This is a genomic window from Parasutterella sp. St.1A3 (assembly GCF_059728705.1).
Genome location: NZ_BAAGFK010000001.1, coordinates 2263975 through 2281984, shown reverse-complemented (window position 1 = coordinate 2281984; position 18010 = coordinate 2263975). Strand labels below are relative to the sequence as shown.

Genomic DNA, 18010 nt, shown 5'->3' with positions numbered 1-18010 from the left:
TCAACGGCCATGGGGTCTGTTTTTTGGCCTTTTTATTCATTATTCGCTTGTAGATATGTAGTAGGTATGTTATAATTAGATCATTATTGGAGGTGGTCTATGTTTGTTTCTACTTGCAAGGGTGGCGCCAAAGGACAGTACACTTATGTCCGGCTGATGGAGTCTTATCGAGACAAAGACGGGAAGGTAAAACACAAAGTTGTCCAAAATCTTGGGCGGCTTGATGTTCTTTCTCAGTCGAATCCAAACTATCTGGAAGATCTGAAGAAGAAATACCAAGATAGTTATGCAGAAAAGAGTCGTCTTCAGTCGCTCAATCGACTCGCACAAGCTCAGACTCTGCTGAACTTTGAAAACAGTGTTTCTGCGGGCGGTCCGCTTCCTCTTTTGCAGTACGGGCACTACGTTTTAAAAAAGCTCTGGGATGATCATCTGCATTTAGATCGGAAGTTCAAAGACATACAACAGCGACAAACAAAAGCAAAATTCGATTTGAACGCTGTTGTCTCTTATCTCTGTTTTTTAAAAATCCTTGATCCGCACTCTGTTTTTTACTCATTCGGCGACCAGGACGGATTTCTAGGTGCGCCTGTGCAGGGTATCGGTTTAGACAGTTACTACAATTCTTACGATTATTTGTTTGAGCACAAAGACTCGATCATGAGATTCTTTAACCGCTCAGTCAATAAACAGCTCGGAAAAACAAAGGCCACCTTGATTTTTTATGACGTTACCAACGTCTACTTTGAAACTGCGCTGAGTGACTTGGAGTGCGGCAGACAACAGATAGATTTCCAAGACCGGCTTCAGCAAGAACTGGAATTGGCCTATGAAAGCGGTGAATTGGATTCCTCGTGCTTTGACGATGAAGGAAGACTACGGCCTTGTCCGAAGGCTGATGACTTCATCAAGAAAATCCAGGAGCAAAAGATCGAATACCTGCGAATGAGAGGCCCCTCAAAAGAGCACCGCTTCGACCTGCCTTTAGCCTCCATCGCCTTGGTCATTAACGAAGAAGGAATACCGATTGACTTTTACGTCTACGCCGGAAACGCATCCGAATTTAAGACGATGAGTTCTTCGATTGAGTCTCTGAAACAAAAATACAACGTTAAAGAGAGCATCGTCGTTGCCGACCGAGGACTAAATTCTGCGGCAAATTTAAAGATGCTGCAGACAAATGATCTTGGATTTCTGATGGCGCAGAAAGTAAGTAATCTGGATCAGAAGACAACAAAAGCGATGTTCGATCCCGAAGGATATGTCCCAATCATCAGACAAGGAGAGGAAATCGGACGCTTTAAAGTCATAAAAGACTGGGTTAAAAAAGGAAAGGTAAAAGAAGAAGATACTCACTGCACCTTGGTTCTGACCTTTGATAAAAAGAGACAGAAACGGGACTTAGCAGTGCTCGAAGTGTGGAAAGAGCTGGTACTAAAGAAACAGGCGCAAGGCATAAAAGTTAAACCTAAGAGCTCCGGGTGGGCCTGCATTGCAAAGACTTCGGAAAAAGTAGAGGCGAAAATCGAAGGCGTTGATGAAGAGGTCCTCGAAGCTAAACGCCGCCTTGCCGGATATGCAGCCCTCATCTACAAAAATGCTCCGGACTGTGTGGAGCAAAGCGCTTTACCGGACGGACACCTAGCCGCAGCCTACCACGAACTTAACCAGATCGAGAGCTGCTTCAGAGTTATGAAGTCTCACTTAGGTTTACGGCCTATGTACGTGAGAAACTCGAATCATATTAAAGGCCACATACTCATTTGTGTAATTGCGCTGGGCATTCTGAAACTACTGCAGTGGAAGCTGAAAGAAGCCGGAACTCCTCTGAGCATCTCGGAAATAGTCCGAGCACTAAACTCGGCGACGACCGTACCAATAAAAAGTGCTAATGAACTCATGTTCCTGCAGTGCTCGAGACCACAGAATATTAGAAAGGGCTTAGAGCGGCTGACTCAGGAAGAACTTAAAGCTGAGCTATCAGGGCGCAGGCTGCAGCCAAGTCAGCTCGAAATACTCTTCAAAACGGTCGGACTCGTACCGCCGGCTCGCTTAGTCAATATCAAAGAAATGGGTCGTTGTTTAGGAGTAAGACTTACAGCGGAGGACTCGATACCGGAATTGCTCAAAGATATGCTCTAGCATACCTACAAGACAATAATTTTAAAAAGCTCTCAACTCCCTGATAATCAAAGGACTGAGAGCTTTTTTATTTGATAAATTCTGCCAAACTCAGGTTAACGACTGGATGAAGAAGATCAAAGCAGACGGAACCATGGACAACTGGGAAAACAAGTACATCAAGTAAACTGCTTTGATTCATAAGCAAAAGGCGCCGAATCGGCGCCTTTTGCGTTAGTTCTTATTGACGTCTCTTTGAGTTCTTGGCAACAAACCAGGTAAAGAAGACCGGGATGAAGATTGTCGCGATAAAGGTGGCCGCAATCATGCCGCCCAATACGCCGGTACCCATGGACTGACGGGCGGCAGCGCCCGCGCCTGTCGCCGTAGCAAGCGGAATCACGCCGAGAATGAAGGCGAGCGACGTCATCACAATCGGGCGTAAACGCAGCTTGGCGGCTTCCAGAGCTGCGTCTTTAAGCGCCAGACCTTCCTCAAGCTTCTGAGCCGCAAATTCCACAATCAGAATGGCGTTCTTCGCGGTCAGACCGACAAGGACCAGCAGACCGATCTGGAAGTAAATGTCGTTGGTGAATCCTCGGAAATAAATCGCGATTAAGGCGCCGAGAATAGCGTAAGGCACCGCAAGCACGACTGCGATCGGCAGCGACCAGCGTTCAAACTGCGCGGCAAGAATCAGGAACACGATAATCAGACCGAATGCAAAGGCGTAGGCCGATGTGGTACCGATGCGTTTTTCGTGGAAGGCCTGACCGGTCCAGTCGACGTAGTAGCCGTCCGGAAGTTCCTCCGCGCTTTGTTCAACCGCGCGGATCACGTCGCCCGTCGAATAGCCGTGCGCCGCGTTCGCGGTCATAGAGGCGGCAAGGAAGCCGTTTTCTCGTTTCAGAGATTCAGGTCCGGAAATACGGGTAATGTGGGTCAGAGAGGAGAGCGGCACCATTTTTCCGGAGTCGGAGCGAACATAGAGTTCACCGATGGATTCGGGTGTCATGCGGAACTGATCGTCCGCCTGAATAATGACTCGGAAAATCTTGCCGATACGCGTGAAGTCATTCACGTATTTACTGCCCATGAAGTATCCGATCGTGTTGTAGACGTCGGAAATCGCAACGCCCATGGCAAGTGCTTTGGCTTCGTCAACCGTGAGATAAAGCTGAGGCGCGTCTGCCTGGAACATGGCTCGGCTTGAAGAAATCTCCGGCAGGCTTTCAAGCTTTTCCTTGAAGTCCTGAGAGACCTGCTGCAGCTGGATCGGATCGTCCGATTCGCGGGACTGGATGTAAAAATCCAAGCCGCCCGAACGTCCTAAACCGCGGATCGGAGGCGGATTGACCGACTGACCGACAAGGTCGGTTCTCTTGTTGAGCAGTTTCTGGATTTTCTGACGAACCTCTTCTGCGGTCTCGGTGCGCTCTTTCCAAGGCTTGAGCTGTACAACCATGGAAGCCGCGTTGGACTTGGTGTCGTTTGCGACCGTGTCATTGGCGACCAGAGCGGTTACGTTATCGACAGACTCCAGATCTCGAATTTCTTTATTTAACTCCGCAACCGCTTTGCCGGTGCGGACCAAAGAAGAGCCTTCGGGCAGCTGCATGGAAACACGAAGCAGACCTTGGTCTTCGCGCGGAACAAATGAGGTCGGGATAATATCCATGAGTTTCCAGCATCCCACAAGAACGACAGCCAGAAGTACTGCGGTAATCCAGCGGTTGTTCAGATTAAAGTGCACGCCCCGGATGAAGAATTCCCGGAAATGATCAAACCCAAGATTAAACAGCTTGAAGACCGCCATCTTCTTTTCATTCTTACGCAGCAGAATGGCACAGAGGGCGGGAGTCAGCGTCAGGGCGACAAAGCCCGAAAGAATAACCGAGATACCGATGGTGACCGCAAACTGACGATAAAGTTCGCCCGCGATGCCGCCGAGGAAGGCGACCGGCGTAAATACCGTCGTCAGTACGAGTACGATTGCGATCAGCGCGCTGCCGACTTCTTTCATGGCTTTCTGAGACGCTTCATACGGATCAAGATCATCGTCTGACATGATTCGTTCGATGTTTTCAAGTACCACAATCGCATCGTCGACGACGATACCGATGGCGAGCGTCATTGCAAACAGCGTCAGGGTATTGATCGAGAAGTTCAGAACCCAGAGACCCGCCATTGTGCCGATCAGCGATACGGGAACTGCCAGCATCGGAATGAGTGTCGCGCGCCAGCTCTGCAGGAAAACAAACACGACGATGAGCACCAGGAGTCCCGCCTCAAAGAGTGTATGAAGGACTTCATTCAGCGCGGCTTCAACAAATCGTGAGTTGTCGTCTGTGATGACATAGGCCAGGTCATCCGGAAAGTGCTGAGAGAGTTCGGTCAGACGTTTTTTTACATCAATCGCGGTCTGCATGGCGTTGGCGCCGGACTGCAGATAAACCGCGAATGTGATTGAAGGTCTTTCGTTCAGTTGGTTGTACGCTTCATAGCTGCGGTTGCCGACTTCCACGCGCGCAATATCTCGGATGCGTACGATACCGTCAGCGCCCTTGGATCGAACGGTAATATTGCCGAACTCGTCCGGTGTGAGAAGTTGTCCCTTGGTGCGGATGGTGTAGACGAGCTGCTGTTCTTCAGGGGTCGGCGCAACACCGACTTTACCGGTCGCATACTGGTAGTTCTGTTCCTCAATCGCCTTTCTGACGTCGATTGCTGTGACGCCGAGTTTGGCCATTTTCTTCGGGTCAAGCCAGATACGCATCGCGCTCTGCGAGTTGCCAAAGACTTCCGCGTCTCCGACACCGTGCACGCGTTTAATCGCGTCAATAACGTTCTGATTGACGTAGTCGGCCAGCTGAATCGGTTTATATTTGCCGTTCGGAGAGTAAAACGGCACCAGCATCAGTGTCTCTTCGCTTCGTTTGCGAACGTTGACGCCGTTCTGACGAACCGAGTCGGGAAGCCTGCGTTCAGCGGACCGAACTCGGTTGTTGATTTCAAGCATCGCATCGTTCGGGTTGGTCCCCACTTCGAACGTGCAGGTAATGCGGACCATACCGTTGGAGCGGATGGCGGTTTCATAGTAGAGCAGCCCGTCAATACCGGAGAGCTGATCTTCGATCGGAGCCGCGACCGTCTTTGCCAGAGTTTCGGCATCCGCGCCCTCATAAGAGGCGGTCACGAAAACAGTCGGCGGAGTAATTTCCGGATACTGCGAAATCGGAAGTGCACGCCAGGCTAAAAGACCCGCGATGACGATAAGGATGGATAAGACCGAAGCGAAGATGGGACGTTTGATACAAAATTGCGAAAGCATGAACTTCTCTCCGAGGGATTTTGAACGCGGGTTTTATTTTTTCTGAGCCGCTTCTTTTTTATTGACGGCGGCTTTATCTCGAAGTTTCTGTATCTGGTCAATAATTACTTCGTCTCCGTCATTCAGGCCGGATGTGATAATCCAGTCAGTACCCTGCCAGCGGCCAACCGTAACCGGTCTCTGACGCGCTTTTCCGTCACTGTAGACATAAACGCTGTAGGTGCCGTCCGAAAGCTGTCGAACCGCGCTCTGAGGAACGAGAAAGACGCCGTCCTGTTCACCGAGCGTGAGATGAACTGTGACGTATTGTCCCGGAAGTAAACCGTTGCTTTGCGGAATCACAGCGCTTAGAGAACGCGCACCGGTTTCCGGGTCGATCTGCGTGGCGGTGAATTCAATAACGGCCGGTGTCTCCTGCCCGTTTCTGTCATCAACGACAGAAACCGGAGAATGATCATTCACGGAGTATCCGTGCAGATCGTTGTCACTCAGAGAGAATCGAACTTTAAGCAAATTGTCCTGTGTGATATCGGTAAGCGCAGTGGAGTTGGCGCTTACTAACGCACCCGGATTCACTAAGGCTCGGCCTGCAATACCGTCGACAGGGGCCTTAACCTCTGTATATCCAAGCGTGATTTCCGCCTCTCTTTGTTTGGCCTGAGCCGCCCGCAGATTCGCTTTGCACAAAGCGAGTTCGCTGACAGCGTCGGTATATTCCTTCTCGCTGACCGCTTCCGATTTATGCAGCTTGGTGTAGCGGGCGGCTTCTCGAGAAGCCTTTGCCAGACTGACCTCAGCCTGAGCAACCGCGGCTTTTGCGCTTTGCAGCGCGGCATCAAAGGGTGCCGGATCAATCGTGAAGAGTTTGTCGCCTTTTTTTACGAGCGCGCCTTCCGTATAGTCTCTGGAAATAATCGGCCCTGTTACCTGAGGATAAACAATCACGGCCTGCTGACCTTCCGTCTGGCCGAAAAGATCGACGACATAGGGCTGGCTGCCTGAGACTGCCGTGAGCGTGGTCACGGTCAGCTGAGTCTGCTTAGGGGCACTCGCTTTTTTTTCTCCGCAGCCGCCGAGCGCGAACAGAACGGCTAGGGAACAAAGAATGATTGAGGTCGGCTTGAGAAAATGCATTTTTTATTTCGGATCCATCCTGATAGTTTAAAGATAACCGAAAGCCGTAGAACTTTGTACTGAAGCTCTCGGGATATCCCCAACAACATTCTGAAATATAAACATTATTTTTCAAAAAAATCGCTTATTCGACGACGTCGGCGTGGCGGATCTGTCCCGTCAGGCGGCTGAGAATCCAGAAAGCGATGGAGACGGCGGTGCAGATTGCAAGAGAGACGGACATTTTCACGAGTGAGCCGAAGAGCAGCGGAGCGATCAGACCTGAGATCACGGCAAAGACGACCGTCTGGCAGAACGCTACGAGCGAGCTTGCCAGACCAAGGGTCTTGGGACGCATGCTGAGTGACATGATCGTCATGCCCGGACGGGCAATGGACATGCCGAAAATGCACAGCGTGACTGGGAAGAACATGTAAGGTACGCCCAAATAGTCGTCCAGCCAAATCGAACAGGCCAGGTCGGCAGCTGCGCCGATGGTCATAAAGGTCAGACCGAGGTTGACAATCAGGGGCGTCGAGAATTTACGCGCGAGTCGGCCCGAAAGCCAGCTGCCGAAAACCGTACCGGAAATCATTGGGATGAACAGCCAGCCGAACTGCGTGACCGGCATGCCGAGGATTTTGACAATGATGTTACTTGCGCAGGCGATATAGGTTGCCTGACCGCCAAAGGAAAGTCCGGTGCTGAAAGCGGCAAACATGAAGGACTTGTCTTTTAACGTATCCCGATACTGTTCGGCAAGATTTTTGAAATTCACCGGCTGACGTTTCTCAGGCGGAAGGCTCTCAGGAAGTGCGCGCCAGGTCAGCAAGATCATAGAGGCGGCGTACAGCATTATGAACACGAAAACAAAACGCCAGCCTAAGTGGTCCGCGATAGCGCCGCCGAGAATCGGAGCGATCGCAGGCGCAAGCGAGAAAACCATCGCAATATTAGCCATGAGCTGCTGAGCGGTTGATCCGCCGTACAAGTCCCGCACGACGGCTTGTCCGATCACAATACCGGCTCCCGCGGTCAGTCCCTGCAGCCCTCGGGCAATCAGCAGACATTTGAAATTCGGCGCGCAGGCCGCAAAAAGAGACGAGCCGAAAAACAGCATGAGTCCGCCGATGATAATCGGCTTGCGGCCGAACATATCGGAGAGCGTTCCGTAGATGAGCGTCATGACCGCAAAGGTAATCAGATAGATGGAAAGCGTCTGCTGAACCAGCGCCTCCGGTGTGCCGAACTCGGCTTCAATTTCCTGAAAGCTCGGCAGATAAGTGTCTGTAGCAAAAGGGCCGATCATACCGAGACTGGCCAGCGTAATAGTGACAAGCCAAATAGAGTTCTTTTTATTCATATGCGTAGTTTGAGATTTATGGTGAGAATTGTAATCGTTACGGACAGGGATAAAAAAAGACCCGAATAATTTCGGGTCTCTGTACTGCACGGGTTTAAATCAGCCTCTGATTAAGAAGATGCCGATGATGACCCAGAGGAGAAGGAAGATCGTGTCGATGGACATGAGAACGATCGGAGTCCAGCCGACTTCTTTCAGTTTGCCGAGCGAGGTCTTAAGGCCGAGGGCGGAAATTGAAATCAGAATAAAGAGTCTGGAGATTTCGCCCAGCGCGTTGGAAACTTTGACCGGAATAACGCCAAAGCAGTTCAAAGCGGCAAGTGCGATAAAGCCGAGCAGGAACATCGGAATATTCTTGTACCAGGGCTTTGCCTTTTCCTCTTCTTCACGGTGCTGTTTATTTGCGAAGATAAACATGAAGATAATCAGGATCGGGATCAAAAGCGCGACACGAATCATCTTCGTCAGACTCGCGATCTCAAGCGCGTCCGGTCCGATCATGGCGCCCGCACCGACCACCTGGGCGACGTCATGAATGGTGCCGCCGAGGAAAATACCCGCGTCCACATGATTGAATCCGCACCACTGGGAAATGAACGGATAAAGCACCATCGCAAGCGTTGAGAGCGCAGTCACGGTAACAACAATCGCAAGAAGCGCCTGTTCACGAAGCTGTTTTTTATCCAGCGTCGCCGAAAGCGCAATCGCGGCGGAGGCGCCGCAAATCGCAGTAGCGGCAGCCGCTAAGGTACCTTCGGTAATCGGCCACTTGGAAAAGCGTGTGGTAAACGCGCCGAAAAGCAGGGTGGCAAAGACGCCTCCGATAATCATACAGAGCAGCGCGGGCGAGAGAAGTCCGAGTTGGTCGGCGGTGATTTTGGCGCCGAGCAGACCGACACCCCAGCGCAAAATCGTGGTGGAGCTGAAATTGATGCCGGCAAGCGTTCTCTTATCCTCAGAAAGGAAATGAAAAGCCATACCGATCAAAAGCGCGAAAAGAACTGCAGGACCGCCGTAGTGCTCAGAGACAAACAGCGATGCAGCGCCGATGATGACGGCCATCAGGGTCCCGCGCCAACGGGTTTCCAACCAGGTTTTTAAATTTGTTTTTTCAGACATTCGCATAAATCCTTAGTCTTGCCCTCCAACCATTGCGCTGTTCTCTCGTCGAGGAAGGGAGACAAAGTGTCTCGAACAGTCTGATGGTAGGAGTTGAGCCAACGTACTTCTTCGGGTGAAAGAGCTCCGACATTGACAGCCCGGAGATCTATCGGGCAAAGGGTCAGAGTCCTGAACCTGAGGAAACGGCCGAACTCATTTTCGGCGGTCAGCTCATTGGCAAGGAGGTTTTCTATGCGGATACCCCATTTTCCGGGACGGTAGAGTCCGGGCTCATCGCTCGTGACCATTCCCGGGAGCATGGCGCTGTATCTGGATATCAAGCTGTCCCCGACATTGATTCTCGGATAACTAATCCTTTGCGGTCCCTCGTGTACATTAAGGAAAAAACCTACACCGTGTCCTGTCCCATGCCCAAAATCGGCAGTATTTTGCCAAATCGGACGACGGGCGATCGCGTCAATTGCCTGTGAGGAAACGCCTTCGGGGAAAATTGTTGTTGCAAGACAAATAGTTGCACGCAAAACAGATGTGTAGTCTGCTTTCATCTGTTCGCCCGCTTCACCGACCAAAATGGTACGGGTGATATCAGTGGTTCCTTCAGCGAACTGAGCGCCCGAGTCAATCAAAAGGAAACCGCTGCCTTCGATTTTCGCACCTCTGCCCTCAGGCTGATAGTGCGGCAGAGCGGCATTGGGGCCGAATGCTGAAATCGTCTCGAAGCTGAGCGAAACAAAGCCCTCAAGCTCGCTTCGGAATTCATTTAACTTCTCAGCCGCGTCCGCTTCAGTCAGACCCTCATGGATGTGATCGTCAAGCCAGGCGTAAAAGCGCACGAGTGCAACGCCGTCTTTAATCATGGCTTTTTGAATCAGCTCAATCTCCTCGGGTGTCTTTTGGGCTTTAAGAAGTTCAATGGGATTGATATCCTCAATCACCCTGACGTGCTCCGGAAAGATTTCAAAGAGCGAAGCATTGAGTTCTTCAGGATCGGCTAAAACGGTACACGGATCAGAGTTCGAGAGAATTTTTTCGATTTCTTCAATCGCGCCCTGATAATTGCAGAGGGTTACGCCGTCCTGCTCGAGTTTTGTGCGCAGCTCCGGTTTGATTTTGTTCAGCGCGGCAAAGAGAAAGGCTTTTTGATCGCTTCCGATCAGCGCGTAGGAATAGAAGACCGGATTGCAGGGGACGTCAGAGCCTCTGAGATTAAAAACCCAAGCGATATCGTCGAGTTTGGACGTTAAAAGCCAATCGGCGTTTTTTTCTTTGAGGGCTTTTGCGGCAGCGGCAAGTTTCTGAGCGCGGTTTCTCGGAGAGACGGAGTGCTCGTAAATTTCCGTGCAGGCCGCCTGAGGCCGGTTATCCCAAATCACGGCCGCAGGATCCGAGTGCAGAATTGAAAGAAAGAGCTTCTTTTCTCTGAGTTCCGAGGATAATTTGTTCACAGCTGCTTTCGAGATGTTTTCTCCGAAGATGCCGATCACGCAGTCGCTTGCGCAGTTTTGAGCAAGCCAATCGGCGATCGCCTTTGCATAGGAGCAGTTCAGACGAACTAATTCGATTTCTGTCCCTTCGAGCTGCCTTTGCGCCTGCTCCCAATAGCGGGAGTCTGTCAAAAGCGCGCAGCGATCCGATGTGACCACAAGGGTGCCGGCGGAACCCGTAAATCCGGAGAGCCACTTGCGCAGCGCATAATGTTCGCCCACATACTCGGAAGCATGCGGGTCGGCTGTGGGAACGATCCAGCCGTTAAGCCCTAAGTTCTGAAAAAAAGAACGAAGTTTGCTGAGCCGCACGGCTGTCATGCTGTCCACTGCCGGATCCTCCTAAAACAATTAATAGACTTTGCGCATGGTCACGGTCAGCTGAGAGCCGCTTTCTTCACTATCGACTTCCTGATGACCGATACGGATGGTTTCCACTCTCCAGCCCGCGTCGCGAAGCTCGTTCATGGTCGCGACCACGTCCAGGTCGGGGCATTCAAATGAGAAACCGCCGAGCTTCATGCCGGCGGAGAACAACCCGGTTCCTTTGCAGACGGCCTGAGTTCTCAGCGGCGCGTCAATCAGAGGGTCGAGTCCATCTCTATCGGCTTTCGCTTCAAAAGGGGAGCGGTGCGACGGAGCAGAGGTACAGCCTGCGAGAATCGCCGCGGCAAGCGCCGCGGTGAGAAGAAGAATGCGTTTAACCATTTAATTTCTTATCCAAAAGACGACGGTGCGTGGTTCTTAAAGCATGTTCCGTGGCCTCCCAGTCAATACACGCATCGGTCACGGACACGCCGTATTTCAGCTGACTCAGATCATCCGGAATCTTCTGATTGCCGGCAAAGAGGTTGCTTTCCAGCATAACGCCGCAAATCGCCCGGCTGCCGTTGATGACCTGTGTGATGACGTCGCGCAGCACGAAGGGCTGCAGGTCCGGATTCTTCATGCTGTTGGCGTGAGAGCAGTCGATAATGAGGCGCGATGCGACGCCCGCTTTCTTCAAAGCCTCTTCGGCAAGCATGACGCTCACCGTGTCAAAGTTCGGACGTCCGCCGCCGCCTCTGAGAACGAGGTGGCTGTAGCGATTGCCCTTAGTGCGGACGATGGAACTTCTGCCGTCTTCATAAATACCCAGGAAGAAATGGCCCTGACGACTCGCTTTGACCGCATTAATTGAGGAATCAAGCTGACCGTCGGTGCCGTTTTTAAAGCCGACCGGTGCGGAAAGCCCGCTCGCCATTTCTCTGTGCGTCTGACTTTCTGTGGTTCGCGCGCCGATAGCATACCAGCTGACCAGCTCGCCGAGGTACTGCGGACCGAACGGATCGAGCGCTTCAGTGGCGACCGGAAGACCCATTTCATTGATCTTGATCATCAGTTCGCGTGCCCGCAGCATGCCTTCGGCCATCTGGAACGAGTTGTCCATGTGCGGATCATTGATAAAGCCTTTCCATCCGGTGACGGTACGCGGCTTTTCAAAGTAGACGCGCATCACAGGCAGAATGGTTTCGGAAACATGCTCGGACAGCTTCAGAAGTCTCTCCGCATATTCGAGCGCGGCCTTCGGGTCGTGGATCGAGCACGGACCGGTAATGACAAGAAGCCGATCGTCGATATTGTCGAGAATCTTCTTAATGTCTGTTCTGCTTCTATTGACGGTTTCAGCTGCCGCCTCGGTCAAAGGAGCAAGACGCTTGATTTCTGCGGGAGAGGGCATCGGAGAAAATCCTTCAATATTGATGTCTTCTAAAGAAAATCCCGCTTGAATTTTTACTTCGTTCAGATCTGGAGTCTTCATAACCTATTGTTCGTCGATTTGTCTTTTAGCTGAACTTCAATTCTAAGAGGATAGGCACACCCTGCCCGAATTCTGAAGAAGGAATTGTTAAATTTGCTGTTTTCCTGACTTTCTCGGAGCGGACCTGCGAGAATTCTTTGCGGGACGACGCTTCTGGGACGCACGCTTAATCGCTTTTTTCTTGGGCGGATCCTGCTGAGGTTCGTTCTCTTTCGAGTAGTCCATTCCGGGAAAATCGGTCAGGCGAAGCGGCTTCTTAATGAATTTCTCGATCGCTTTAAGGCGGTCAAGCTCTTCGGAGGACACAAGAGAGAAAGCCTGTCCGCTTTCTCCCGCGCGTCCGGTTCGGCCGATTCTGTGGACATAGTCTTCTGCCTGCTGAGGCAGCTCATAATTTACAACCTGAGGCAGCTTTTCAATATCGAGACCTCTGGCAGCGATATCGGTCGCGACCAGAATCGGCAGTTCGTGATTCTTGAATTCTTTCAGCGCGGTGGTTCTTGCCGCCTGAGACTTATCGCCGTGAATCGCGCGCGCCTTCAGGCCGTCTTTGGTGAGCTGCCGGCAGAGTTTATCTGCGCCGTACTTCGTGCGTGTGAAAACCAGCATCTGATCCAAGCCGTTGTCGACGATCAGATCGCGGAGCGCAGTATGCTTTTCTGATTTGGGAACGCGGTAGAGCGTCTGATGAACTGAGGCGGCATCCTGATTTCTTGCGATTTCAACTGATCTCGGCTCTTTCAGGAAGTCGCCTGCGAGTTTGCGGATTTCCAGAGAGAACGTTGCGGAAAACAGCAGTGTCTGACGATCTTGCGGGAGCGCTTTGACGATTCTCTTCAGATCCGGCAGAAACCCCATGTCGAGCATGCGATCCGCTTCATCAAGAATCAGTGTATGCGTCTGAGAGAGATCTGCCATTTTCTGGCTCATCAGATCAAGGAGTCGGCCCGGGGTAGCCACGAGAAAGTCGAGCCCTTTAGCGATAGCGGCTTTCTGCGGGTTGATGCCGACCCCGCCAAAGACAACGGCCGATCGAATGTTCATGTGCGCGCCGAGCTGGTCAATCGTCTCAAGCACCTGAGCGGCAAGCTCACGAGTCGGAGTGAGAATCAGAACTCGAGCAGACTTCTTTTGATACTTTGTGGGATTTTCCGCGATATCCTGAAGAAGCGGCAGAACAAACGCGGCGGTTTTCCCGGTTCCGGTCTGAGCTGCCGCAAGAAGATCGTGTCCGTCTCGGACTAAAGGGATCGCCTTAACTTGGATCGGCGTCGGTTTTGTGAAACCGCTGTCTTCGATCGCCCGGACAATCAGCGGATGGAAATTAAATGCTTTAAATGAGTCTGACAATTGAACACCTCCAAACGCATTGGAGTGTATCGCAGCGGGAGGGGCTCAAACTGAGGGAGACCCCGAGTTCGGGTAATAAGAAAGGTATAGATTGGTAAAACTAAATAACCGAAATCAATTGGAGGTTAGGTAAATGTTTGGTATTGATACGCAAGATCTGAAAGAGCTGAAGATTGTGGACGTAAAAGTCGGTACCGGCGCTGTTGCGACACCCGGTGAACTGGTTCGCGTTCACTACACTGGCTGGCTGGAAGACGGAACAAAGTTTGATTCGAGCGTCGACCGCAATCAGCCGTTTGAATTTCCGCTCGGCGCCGGATATGTGATCCAGGGCTGGGATAAGGGCGTTGACGGAATGAGAGTCGGCGGAATCCGCCGTCTGTTTATTCCGGCTCAGTACGGATACGGCTCCAGAGGCGCCGGTGATGTGATTCCGCCGAATGCGACTCTGATTTTTGAAGTTCAGCTTCTTGGCGTCAAAGACAAAGGCAAATGGCAGCTGGCAGAAGACGTGATTGAGCCGGTTTCCGCTCCGAACGTCGCTAAGTAACTATTTACTTTCAACAAAAAATCCCGGTCGCGCGCCGGGATTTTTTCGTTAGGGCCTGATGAGCTAGATTTCTTCAGCCTTAAAGATAGAGCTCGGTGTGAGGATTTCCTTCTGAGCGTCAATGAGCGGCAGATCTAAGTCATTGTCAGGCGCGGCGCTGACCAGACCGTAAAGCGTACTGACAGCGCCTTCAAGGGCCGCTTTGGCGGAATGCGTGTTGAGATAGATACCGAAAGAAGAAGCGGCGAAGACATCTCCCTGGCCGTTGGGCACGGCCTTCTGAGAGATAAACGGCGTGCGCACTGTCCAGGCTTTGTCAGCCGTGACGGCAAGCGTCTCAATGAACCCCTGCGGAACGTCCTTGGTCAGCAGGCTGGTCACAAAAACGACTTTGCATCCTTTTTCAATAAACAGATTTCTTGCCGCTTCCACTGCATCCTGACGCGAAACAACGGGGCGTCCAAGCAGAAGCTCCAATTCAAACTGGTTCGGCGTAGTGATGTCTGCAAGTCCGTTCAGGAAATGCGCTTTCATGAATTCCGGAATTCCGGGACGAACAAACACGCCCGAGTCCGTGTCGCCCATCACAGGGTCGCACAGCCATATGGCGTTCGGATTCGCTCGTTTGATCTCTTCGGCTAAATGAAGGACAACTTTGCCGATGCCTGCGTCACCTAAGTAGCCCGAGAGCAGTCCTTCGCATTTTGGCAGTACGCCAAGCTCTCTGACACCTTCAATGACTTCTTCAATCATTTCGGCGGTAAACACCTGACCTCTCGTCTGAGGATGACCGGTGTGATTGGAAAATTCGACCGTGTTGATGACGATCGGTGTAAATCCTCTCAGCTGCAGAGGGAAGACTGCGGCGGAATTTCCGACAAAGCCGAAGGCGACATGGGACTGAATGGTGAGTACAAAACGCGGCATCTTGAACAACTATGGAGTAATTGAATCTATAGGAATCATATAGACAATACCTAGGTTGTTTCGCATTTTCCGTACAATTTTCCGCAAGTTAGGCAAAGACGCCTAATGCACCCAACACGCCGCCCGCGGCGATCAGAAGGATGAGCGGAAACTTTGTGCGCCACACGATCAGTGTCACGACGGCTGCCCAGCAGACGGACTTCCAGTTGGTCAGATCTCCGCTGAGGAGCAGATAGGCGGTTGCAAAGAGCAGGCCGATGGCGACGGGTGCCATGCCGGACTTGTAGGCGCGGACAAGATAACTTGTCTTGTGTTCGCGCACGTAACGGCCGGCCGCAACCGCGATCAAAGAAAAAGGAATTGCTGTTCCGCTGAGCGTAGCAAGCGCGCCGAGAGGTCCGCACGCCGCCCATCCGAGTACGCCCGCGATCAGCATATTGGGGCCGGGAAGCGACTGCCCGAAAGCGACCGTCTTGGCAAACTGCTCCGGTGTGAGCAGCGCGGCAGTGTCGACAAGGTACGAATACATACCGGGAAGTGTGGCCATGAAGCCGCCGATCGCCATTATGGAGATGAGCGCAAAGTGAATGAACAGTCCAGCAAAAAGAGAGGCGGGAATCATTTGTGATGCTCCTCGACTTTAAGGAAACGGTACCAGGCCCAAAGCGAGAGCGGAATACCGAGAATCGGCAGAATGAAAAGCATGGAGATTTTCATGACGCCGACCGTGACGAATGTCAGTACAAGGCCGAGGATCCAGACAGGCGGTGTAATGATATTTTCCCGACAGTTATAGACGAGCTTGAGCGCGGCTCCCGCGACCATTCCGGCAGCGGAAGCGGCCATGCCGACAAGCGCCTGAGAGACAAGAGGGTTGTCGGAAAACTGCTGATAAAAAACGAAGACGCTCAGCATCAGCGTGCCGGGGACTGAGACCATGCCGAGAAAAGAGGCGAGCGCGCCTTTCCAGCCGAAATTGCGGTCACCGATCAGGATGGTCAGAATCATGATGTTCGGCCCGGGAAGTACCTGCGAGACGGTCAGCAGATCCAGGAACTGCGACTGGGTGAGCCATTTTTTCTGATCCACGAGAAACTGCTGAGCGATTGCAGTTGATCCGCCGAAGGCCTGAAGCGCCATCAGCGTGAAAGAGATATAGAGGTCCCAGCAGTTTTTGGGGCGGCAGACGAGACTGTCGGGACTAATGTCGGAATCGGACATATCAATAGGACTGTTTGGAAGAGAGCCTATTATTATGGTTCGCGCTAAACACTAAAAAAGAATTTGACGTTTAAAAATATGGGAATCCTGCGGCCTGCAGCAGCTGTACAGTTTCCATTTGAGGCAGCCCCATGATGCCGGAATAACTTCCGCAGATCTTTTCTACAAACGCGCCGGCTTTGCCCTGTATGCCGTAGGCGCCGGCTTTATCCATCGGTTCTCCGGTTGCGATGTAGGCAAGAATCTCCGCTTTTGTCAGCGGTCTGAATGTGACGTATGAGCGGGAAAGCGCTTCAAGCTTCATGTCATGCGAGACCGCGATCGCAACGGCGGTCAGCACTTCATGGGTTTTACCGCTGAACGCGGATAGAAAATCGTACGCCTGCTGCGTGTTTTCCGGCTTACCGTAAATGATGCCGTCCATGACGACGGTAGTATCGGCAGCGAGCACCGGGTGTACCGGCAGGCCGAGCCGGCTGAGTTCCTTAAAGCCCCATACAGACTTTTCCGAAGCGATTCTCTGAACGTAGTGATCCGCGCTTTCGTGTTCCAGCACATTTTCATCCACCGAGTCCGGCTGATCGCTCAGAAGCGTTTCAAAGCGATAGCCCCAGCGGGTGAGCAGCTCCTTTCTGCGGGGAGACTTGGACGCTAAATAGAAGTACGTCACGATCGTTAAGCTCGATGATAGGGATGGTTATGCAGAAGCGACCAGCTGCGGTAGAGCTGCTCGAGCAGCAGAACCCGCGCCATGGCGTGCGGAAGCGTGAGAGAAGAAAGCCGCAGCATGTATGAGCACTCGGCTTTCAGATTTGGATCGATCCCGTCAGCGCCTCCGATAATGAAAGCGATAGGGCGTCCCTGATCTCCCCATTTATTAATTTGCTGCGCAAGTTTCTGACTGGTCAGGTCGTGACCTCGCTCGTCCATGATTACGATAATCGCGTCACGCGGAATCGACGCGCGGATTCTCTCGGCTTCGGCTTCCATTACCTTAGGAATGGATTTGGTGTTTCGGTCTTCCGCCTTTACGGTTTTCAATTCAACCTTCCAGTCCGAGGGGAAGCGATGCAGATAGTCTTCGGAGGCCTCGGAAGCCCAGGCGGGCATTTTCAGGCCGACGGCGATAACGGTGATTTTCATGGTTGGACGCGATTCGGACGAAATTAAGCCTGAGCGCTTTCTTCTTCGAGGAGCTTCATGCGAACGGGATTGCCGCCCCAGAGTTCCTCCAGGTTGTAATAAGCGCGCAGCGTCGGCTGCATGATGTGAACGATGGCGCTTCCGCAGTCAACAAGCACCCATTCTCCGGTTTCAAGACCTTCGATGCCGACTGCTTCGCCGCCGTTCTCCTTCACTTCCATGAACACATGATGGCCGAGGGCGCGGGTCTGACGGTTCGAGTTGGCCGTAGCGACAATAACACGGTCAAAGAGAGCTGTCTGCTTGGAGGTGTTGAAGACCTTGATGTCCTGAGCTTTAACGTCCTCTAAAGCGTTGACAATGACTCTCTGAAGTTTGCGAATATCCATATATAAGTAGCCTTTTCTATTGACGAGGTTTCGTGTTTGTCGGGCAGAAACTGCTCGTCTTATTAATTCTGAACATAAACGAGATATTCTAAACA

14 protein-coding genes and 2 pseudogenes are annotated in these 18010 nt (G+C 52.0%); 2 read left to right on the top strand and 14 right to left on the bottom strand.

Annotated elements, in window-relative coordinates:
• Positions 1 to 99 precede the first annotated feature (99 nt).
• Positions 100 to 2142, top strand: a complete 2043-nt coding sequence (locus AC6I1F_RS10595) for an IS1634 family transposase (protein ID WP_251570937.1) — start codon at positions 100 to 102, stop codon at positions 2140 to 2142.
• A 220-nt stretch (positions 2143 to 2362) separates the two neighbouring features.
• On the opposite strand, the gene AC6I1F_RS10590 is transcribed toward AC6I1F_RS10595, so the two are convergent.
• The 8 genes from AC6I1F_RS10590 to AC6I1F_RS10555 form a co-directional block, all read right to left on the bottom strand.
• A complete protein-coding gene (locus AC6I1F_RS10590) occupies positions 2363 to 5452 on the bottom strand; it encodes an efflux RND transporter permease subunit (RefSeq protein WP_290432599.1) in 3090 nt (1029 codons plus the stop codon).
• A 33-nt stretch (positions 5453 to 5485) separates the two neighbouring features.
• The gene (locus tag AC6I1F_RS10585) at positions 5486 to 6586 is read right to left on the bottom strand and encodes an efflux RND transporter periplasmic adaptor subunit (protein WP_290432598.1); all 1101 of its coding nucleotides are present in this window, start codon (positions 6584 to 6586) and stop codon (positions 5486 to 5488) included.
• A 124-nt stretch (positions 6587 to 6710) separates the two neighbouring features.
• Positions 6711 to 7928, bottom strand: a complete 1218-nt coding sequence (locus AC6I1F_RS10580) for a multidrug effflux MFS transporter (RefSeq protein ID WP_290432597.1) — start codon at positions 7926 to 7928, stop codon at positions 6711 to 6713.
• Positions 7929 to 8027: 99 nt separating this feature from the next.
• Entirely contained in the window at positions 8028 to 9047 is a 1020-nt protein-coding gene (locus AC6I1F_RS10575) for a YeiH family protein (protein WP_290432596.1), read from the bottom strand.
• A complete protein-coding gene (locus AC6I1F_RS10570) occupies positions 9026 to 10855 on the bottom strand; it encodes an aminopeptidase P family protein (RefSeq protein ID WP_202074575.1) in 1830 nt (609 codons plus the stop codon). The genes AC6I1F_RS10575 and AC6I1F_RS10570 overlap by 22 nt, the downstream gene beginning before the upstream one ends.
• A 30-nt stretch (positions 10856 to 10885) precedes the next feature.
• Positions 10886 to 11242: a hypothetical protein gene (locus AC6I1F_RS10565; protein WP_160335364.1), complete on the bottom strand. Its 357-nt coding sequence runs from the start codon at positions 11240 to 11242 to the stop codon at positions 10886 to 10888.
• Positions 11235 to 12335, bottom strand: coding sequence for a 3-deoxy-7-phosphoheptulonate synthase (locus AC6I1F_RS10560; protein WP_202074572.1), 1101 nt, complete (start codon positions 12333 to 12335; stop codon positions 11235 to 11237). Before AC6I1F_RS10560 ends, AC6I1F_RS10565 begins: the two co-directional genes overlap by 8 nt.
• An 87-nt stretch (positions 12336 to 12422) precedes the next feature.
• Positions 12423 to 13685 carry a DEAD/DEAH box helicase gene (locus AC6I1F_RS10555; RefSeq protein ID WP_290432595.1) on the bottom strand — a complete coding sequence of 421 codons (1263 nt, stop codon included), beginning with the start codon at positions 13683 to 13685 and terminating at the stop codon, positions 12423 to 12425.
• 133 nt (positions 13686 to 13818) lie between these two features.
• Between AC6I1F_RS10555 and AC6I1F_RS10550 the strand changes: the two are divergent.
• Positions 13819 to 14163 (top strand): annotated as a pseudogene (locus AC6I1F_RS10550) (FKBP-type peptidyl-prolyl cis-trans isomerase); the annotation flags it as partial.
• A 135-nt stretch (positions 14164 to 14298) separates the two neighbouring features.
• On the opposite strand, the gene pdxY reads toward AC6I1F_RS10550, so the two are convergent.
• From pdxY to rsfS, 6 genes and pseudogenes are all read right to left on the bottom strand, one after another.
• Positions 14299 to 15162, bottom strand: coding sequence for a pyridoxal kinase PdxY (gene pdxY / locus AC6I1F_RS10545; RefSeq protein ID WP_289163054.1), 864 nt, complete (start codon positions 15160 to 15162; stop codon positions 14299 to 14301).
• Positions 15163 to 15250: 88 nt separating this feature from the next.
• Positions 15251 to 15784, bottom strand: coding sequence for a chromate transporter (locus AC6I1F_RS10540; RefSeq protein WP_251450945.1), 534 nt, complete (start codon positions 15782 to 15784; stop codon positions 15251 to 15253).
• Positions 15781 to 16383, bottom strand: a complete 603-nt coding sequence (locus AC6I1F_RS10535; RefSeq protein WP_289163056.1) for a chromate transporter — start codon at positions 16381 to 16383, stop codon at positions 15781 to 15783. The genes AC6I1F_RS10540 and AC6I1F_RS10535 overlap by 4 nt, the downstream gene beginning before the upstream one ends.
• Before the next feature lie 70 nt (positions 16384 to 16453).
• On the bottom strand, positions 16454 to 17053 hold the full coding sequence (locus tag AC6I1F_RS10530; protein ID WP_308645412.1) for a Maf family protein: 600 nt from the start codon (positions 17051 to 17053) through the stop codon (positions 16454 to 16456).
• Between the two features lie 5 nt (positions 17054 to 17058).
• The gene (rlmH, locus tag AC6I1F_RS10525; protein WP_251450947.1) at positions 17059 to 17526 is read right to left on the bottom strand and encodes a 23S rRNA (pseudouridine(1915)-N(3))-methyltransferase RlmH; all 468 of its coding nucleotides are present in this window, start codon (positions 17524 to 17526) and stop codon (positions 17059 to 17061) included.
• Between the two features lie 50 nt (positions 17527 to 17576).
• Positions 17577 to 17915: pseudogene (gene rsfS, locus AC6I1F_RS10520) on the bottom strand (ribosome silencing factor); the annotation flags it as partial.
• Positions 17916 to 18010 lie beyond the last annotated feature (95 nt).

What these genes read in the sequence shown, in the direction of transcription:
- AC6I1F_RS10595 (WP_251570937.1), top strand. Translation starts at nt 100, where the DNA reads ATGTTTGTTTCTACTTGCAAGGGTGGCGCCAAAGGACAGTACACTTAT.
- rlmH (WP_251450947.1), bottom strand. Translation starts at nt 17,526, where the DNA reads ATGAAAATCACCGTTATCGCCGTCGGCCTGAAAATGCCCGCCTGGGCT.
- AC6I1F_RS10560 (WP_202074572.1), bottom strand. Translation starts at nt 12,335, where the DNA reads ATGAAGACTCCAGATCTGAACGAAGTAAAAATTCAAGCGGGATTTTCT.
- AC6I1F_RS10585 (WP_290432598.1), bottom strand. Translation starts at nt 6,586, where the DNA reads ATGCATTTTCTCAAGCCGACCTCAATCATTCTTTGTTCCCTAGCCGTT.
- AC6I1F_RS10580 (WP_290432597.1), bottom strand. Translation starts at nt 7,928, where the DNA reads ATGAATAAAAAGAACTCTATTTGGCTTGTCACTATTACGCTGGCCAGT.
- AC6I1F_RS10590 (WP_290432599.1), bottom strand. Translation starts at nt 5,452, where the DNA reads ATGCTTTCGCAATTTTGTATCAAACGTCCCATCTTCGCTTCGGTCTTA.
- AC6I1F_RS10565 (WP_160335364.1), bottom strand. Translation starts at nt 11,242, where the DNA reads ATGGTTAAACGCATTCTTCTTCTCACCGCGGCGCTTGCCGCGGCGATT.
- AC6I1F_RS10575 (WP_290432596.1), bottom strand. Translation starts at nt 9,047, where the DNA reads ATGTCTGAAAAAACAAATTTAAAAACCTGGTTGGAAACCCGTTGGCGC.
- AC6I1F_RS10570 (WP_202074575.1), bottom strand. Translation starts at nt 10,855, where the DNA reads ATGACAGCCGTGCGGCTCAGCAAACTTCGTTCTTTTTTTCAGAACTTA.
- AC6I1F_RS10540 (WP_251450945.1), bottom strand. Translation starts at nt 15,784, where the DNA reads ATGATTCCCGCCTCTCTTTTTGCTGGACTGTTCATTCACTTTGCGCTC.
- pdxY (WP_289163054.1), bottom strand. Translation starts at nt 15,162, where the DNA reads ATGCCGCGTTTTGTACTCACCATTCAGTCCCATGTCGCCTTCGGCTTT.
- AC6I1F_RS10535 (WP_289163056.1), bottom strand. Translation starts at nt 16,383, where the DNA reads ATGTCCGATTCCGACATTAGTCCCGACAGTCTCGTCTGCCGCCCCAAA.